The 4,615-nt window shown below is 69.0% G+C and carries 4 protein-coding genes; 2 read left to right on the forward strand and 2 right to left on the reverse strand.

What is annotated here, in order from left to right; genetic code table 11:
* Positions 1-2,734 (reverse strand): XrtA/PEP-CTERM system TPR-repeat protein PrsT (gene prsT, locus E4L96_RS08470; RefSeq protein ID WP_135206779.1); only part of this gene is annotated, 2,734 nt, incomplete at its 3' end.
* Positions 2,735-2,909: 175 nt separating this feature from the next.
* On the opposite strand from prsT, the gene E4L96_RS08475 reads away from it, so the two are divergent.
* On the forward strand, positions 2,910-3,431 hold the full coding sequence (locus E4L96_RS08475) for a pyridoxamine 5'-phosphate oxidase family protein (RefSeq protein ID WP_135206780.1): 522 nt from the start codon (positions 2,910-2,912) through the stop codon (positions 3,429-3,431).
* Between the two features lie 40 nt (positions 3,432-3,471).
* The gene (gene pnuC / locus E4L96_RS08480; protein WP_135206781.1) at positions 3,472-4,086 is read left to right on the forward strand and encodes a nicotinamide riboside transporter PnuC; all 615 of its coding nucleotides are present in this window, start codon (positions 3,472-3,474) and stop codon (positions 4,084-4,086) included.
* Positions 4,087-4,102: 16 nt separating this feature from the next.
* Here the strand turns inward: pnuC and E4L96_RS08485 are convergent, their stop codons facing one another.
* Complete coding sequence (locus tag E4L96_RS08485) at positions 4,103-4,576, reverse strand: MarR family winged helix-turn-helix transcriptional regulator (RefSeq protein ID WP_135206782.1); 474 nt, start codon at positions 4,574-4,576, stop codon at positions 4,103-4,105.
* Between the last annotated feature and the right edge of the window lie 39 nt (positions 4,577-4,615).

Below are 4,615 nucleotides of genomic sequence, written 5' to 3' on the forward strand. Positions count from 1 at the left end.
TGCCGGCGCTGGCCAGCTGCTCGAGCTCGCGCTTGGCCGCGGCCTTGTCGCCGCTGCGCGCCAGCGCCAGCGCGTAGTGGAAGCGGAAATTGCCGCCGTCCGGCGCCAGCGCACTGGCCTTGCGCAGCAGCGGCAGCGCCTTGGCGGCGTCCCCTTCGTCCTGGTAGATCCAGCCCAGCGTATCGAGCACCACCGGGCTGTCCGGTGCCAGCTTGTAGGCGCGCTCGGCCAGCGAGCGGGCGCGCGGATAGTGCAGCTGCTGGCAGGCCCAGGCGCTGTCGTTGAGCGCCACCACATTGTTCGGATCCGCCTTCAGCACCACGTCCAGCTGTTCCAGCGCCGCTTTGTATTCCTTGTGCATCATGCGGTTGCTGGACCAGTACAGGCGGGTCGCCAGATCGTCCTGGTGCTCCTTGAGCCAGTCGCCGAGGCGGCGGTCGGCCTCCGCGCGTCGGCCCATCCGGTCGAGCGTGGTGTGCACCAGCACCACACCCGCGCCGGAGGGGCCGGTCGCGAAGGCCTTGTCGTACGCGCGCAGGGCGGCCTCGTTCTGCCCCTCGGCCGCGGCGACGTCGCCCTCCAGGCGCCAGCCGAGCGCATTGGCGGGCAGCACCTTCTGGACCATGCGGGCGTCGGCCAGCGCCTCGGCGTACTTTTTCTGCGTGATCAGCACTCCGACCAGGATGCGGTGCGCCTCGGCCAGCTTCGGGTCGAGCGCCAGCGCCTTGCGCAGCGACGCGACCGTCCCGCTGGCGTCGCCCGCGGCCAGCTGGTTGCGGGCCTGGCGCATCAGCGGGATCGGCGAGCTCGGGAGCAGGGCGGCCAGCTTGCCGTAGCTGTCGGCCATGCCCTGGCTGTCGCCGGCCGCGCCTTGGGCGCGCGCTAGCATGCCGAGCGCGTCCGCGTTGCCGGGGTTGCTGCCCTGGAGCTTCTCGGCCAGGCTCAGGGCCTTGGTCTTGGCGCCGGTGCGGATGTAGAAGTCGACCAGGCGCAAGCCGCGTGCCAGCGAATCCGGGTTGTCGCGGTAGGCCCGCTCCAGCCAGCCGCCGGCTTCCCCGGTCTGGCCCTGGCGCGTGGCGAGCCTGGCCAGCGCTTCCATCAGTTCGGGGTTCTTGGGCGCCTTGTCCAGCGCCTTCAGATAGCGCTGGCGGGCCTGCTCGGGCTGCTTCTGCATCAGGTCCAGCTCGGCCAGATTGGCCAGGCTCGGCATATACAGGGGATCGAGCGCCAGCCCGGCCTCGAAGCTGGCGCGGGCGCTGGCCAGATCCTGCTTGGCCAGAAACACGCCGCCCTTGAGGTTCTGCACATCCGGCGAGTTGGCGGACTTCTCCATCTCGGCGACGGTGGCCATGGCCTTGTCCCAGTTCTTGGCGCGCAAATAGGTCAGCACCAGCAGGGTGCCGGCCCGGTTGGTCTTGCCGCCCAGCTTGGCTGCGTGTTCGAGCTCGGCGGCGGCGCGCGCGGTGTCGCCCTCGTTGAAGTGGCTGAGGCCGGCGGCGGCCCGCAGCAGCGGCTGGTCGGGCTGCAGCGCACTGGCCTTTTCGAAGTAGTCCGAGGCTTTGCTGAAGCGGCGCGCGCGCAGGTTGGCTTCGCCCGCGAGCGCCAGGGCCTCGACATCGTCACCATGCTCCTCGAGCAGCGGGCCGAGCAATTCCAGGGCGGCCTCGGGTTTGCCGTTGCGCAGCTGCAGCGTGGCCATCAGCTTGGTGCCGTAGGGATCGTGTGCATTGGCGGCCAGGTAGCGGCCCAGGTGCTGCTCGGCCAGCTGCAGGGAATTCAGCGCCAGCTCGACCGCGCCGATCAGGAGAATGCTGGGCTGGTGATCCGGCGCCACGCGCAGGATCTGCTGCAGCGATTCCAGCGCCGCGCCGTATTTGCCCTCGCGGTAATCCAGCATCGCCTGCGAATAGAAGATCGCCAGCGTGCCTGCCGAGGCCTTGCGCGCCTGGGCCAGTTCGGCGCGCGCATCACTGAAGTGGCCACCGTCGATCAGGATGTTGGCGATGTCGATGTGCACCGGCGCATAGCCCGGCTTCAAGCCCAGCACGCGGCGATAGATCTGCAGCGCCTCCTCGGTCCGGCCCGCGCTGCGCAGCAGGTCGGCCTTGAAGCGCAGGCTCTCGACGTCGTCCGGCGCGCCGGCCAGGGCGCGGTCGACCATCTCGCGCGCCTGCTGCGGCAGCTTGTTCATGGCCGCCAGCCGCGCCAGGCCCAGCAGGGCAGGGGCGTAGTCCGGCTTGAGGTGCACGGCCTGGTTGAACAGCTCGCGGGCCTCGTCCGGCTTGTTCTGGCCGAGCAGGGCTTCGGCGCGCAGCGCGAGGATGGGCGGCCCCAGCTCCGGATCGGAGGTCTCCGGAAAGGCATCGAGCACGTCCTGGAACTTCCCTTGCCGCAGCATCGCCCGGCCCAGCAGCGGGCGCACGGTGGCCTCCGGCGCGTGCAAGTCCAGTGCGCGGCGCAGCTCCTTTTCGGCACTGATCGCATCGCCCTGGTTCAGGTACACCTGGCCCAGCTGCACCCGCGCCTCGCGCAGGTCCGGATTCTGCTGCAGCGCGTTCTTGAGCTGGATGATGGCCGCCTTGTGGTCGCCTTTTTGTTCGAACTGGCGGGCCGAGGCGAGGTAGGTGGACGGTTCCTGGGTGCGCTGGCAGCCGCCGAGGGTGGCGGAGGCGAGCAGGGCGGTGATGGCGGTGCTGAGGGCGAGAGCGAGCGGCGTACGGACGGAACGGGGCATGGCGGTCTCCTGACGGGCGGTGGGGACAGGTTAGAGACAAGCCTCCACAGCGCCTTTGAGCCACCGCAAAGCCCGCCCGGCAGCGGCGCTTGCCGAAGCGTATGTATGGCGGCGCACAGATGTGTCCAGGACAGGCCGCTAGGATGTCCTGGCACTCACCAAACAAGGAACCGCCATGACCGCAAGCATTTCGCCCACCGACGGCATCACCAACACCCCGGCCGACCTGTCGGCCAAGATCAAGCACATCCGCATCGCGATGGTCACCTCCATCGACGCGCATGGCCACCTGGTCGCGCATCCGATGACCAACCAGGACATCGACGCCGACTCCTACCTGTACTTCTTCACCTCCAACGACAGCCCGCTGTGGCACAACATCGCCGCGAACAAGCACGTGAACGTCAGCTTCGGCGACATCGATTCAAGCGTGTACGTGTCGGTCAGCGGCCATGCCGAGCAGGTCGAGGACCGCGCCAAGATGAAGGAGCTGTGGAACCCGATGGTCGCGGCCTGGTTCCCGCAGGGCGTGGACGATCCGAAGCTGGCCCTGATCCGGGTGCACGCCCACACCGCCGAGTACTGGGACGCCCACGGCGGCCGCATGGTGCAGATGTGGCGCATGGCCGTGGCCGCCGTGACCGGCCATCCGCCCAAGATGGACCAGGGCGAACACGGGACGATGCGCCTGAACTAAGTCCTTGCGGCAACGGGGCGGGCTCACGTACAGTGGCGGGATGACCTCTCCGCTCGAACTCGCCGCCAACGTCCTGACCGCCTTGGCCATCGTCCTGGCCGGCCGCAACAACGTGCACACCTGGTGGACCGGGATTGTCGGTTGCAGCCTGTTCGGCCTGGTGTTCTACGAATCGCGGCTGTACGCGGACGTGGTGCTGCAGGCGTTTTTCGTCGGTACCAGCCTGCTCGGCTGGTGGCAGTGGCTGCGCGGGAATGCCGGCCAGCCGCTGGCGGTGACGCACGCCCGTTTCCGCAGCCTGCTATGGACGCTGCCGGTGGGCGTGGCCGCCACCGCGGCCTACGGGCTGCTGCTCAAGCACTGGACCAATGCTTACGCGCCGTTCCTGGACTCGGCCGTGCTGGTGTTCAGCATCATCGCGCAGATTTTGATGATGCGGCGGCGGATCGAGAACTGGGCCTTCTGGCTGGTGGTCAATTCGATCGCGGTGCCGCTGTACGCAACCCGCGGGCTGTACCTGACTGCGGCGCTGTACGCGTTCTACTGGGTCAATGCGGTGGTGTCGTGGCGCTGGTGGTTGCGGCTCGCCGAGCAGGCGCAGGCGGACGCAGCGGCCTCGCCCGGCATAGGGGTCCGGCCCTCAATGGTTGAGTAACTCAACCATCTCGCGCTCAGTCGGCCGCGCCCGGCATGTCGTCGCTCGCGGACCCGGGCGGCGTAGCAGCGCCGATTTTGCCCAGCAGCGTCGCCAGCCGCGCCCGCTCGCGCGCGTCCAGCCCGGCCAGCAATTCCCGTCCTCCCTCGAGCCGCGCGGCGCGCACCTGGGTGCCGAGCGCCTGCCCGGCATCGGTCAGCCACAGCCGTCCGATGCGGCGGTCGTCCCGGTCCGGCAGGGCCACCAGCAGACCGCGCTCCCCCAGCAGTTTCACCAGCCGGGCCACCTGGCCCTTGTCGCGCCCGGCCGCATGCACGAAGTCGGCCTGGCTACAGCCGGGGTGGGCTTGCAGATAGAGCAGGGCGCGCGCTTCCAGCGGCGCCAGCAAAATTCCGGCGCCGTCGAGTCCGCTGCGCAGATGACTGCGCAGGGCGTCGGCGGCGCTTTCGATACGGTCGAGCAAGGTCTCGTCTTCGGAATGGCGTAGCATGGCGGACGCGGATGGTTGCTAATGTCAACCATTATGGCG

The sequence above is a fragment of the Zemynaea arenosa genome, assembly GCF_004614185.1.
Classification (GTDB): Bacteria; Pseudomonadota; Gammaproteobacteria; order Burkholderiales; family Burkholderiaceae_D; genus Telluria; species Telluria arenosa.

Coding starts and splice junctions, on each gene's coding strand:
- E4L96_RS08485 (WP_135206782.1), bottom strand. CDS start 4,576: ATGCTACGCCATTCCGAAGACGAGACCTTGCTCGACCGTATCGAAAGC.
- pnuC (WP_135206781.1), top strand. CDS start 3,472: ATGACCTCTCCGCTCGAACTCGCCGCCAACGTCCTGACCGCCTTGGCC.
- E4L96_RS08475 (WP_135206780.1), top strand. CDS start 2,910: ATGACCGCAAGCATTTCGCCCACCGACGGCATCACCAACACCCCGGCC.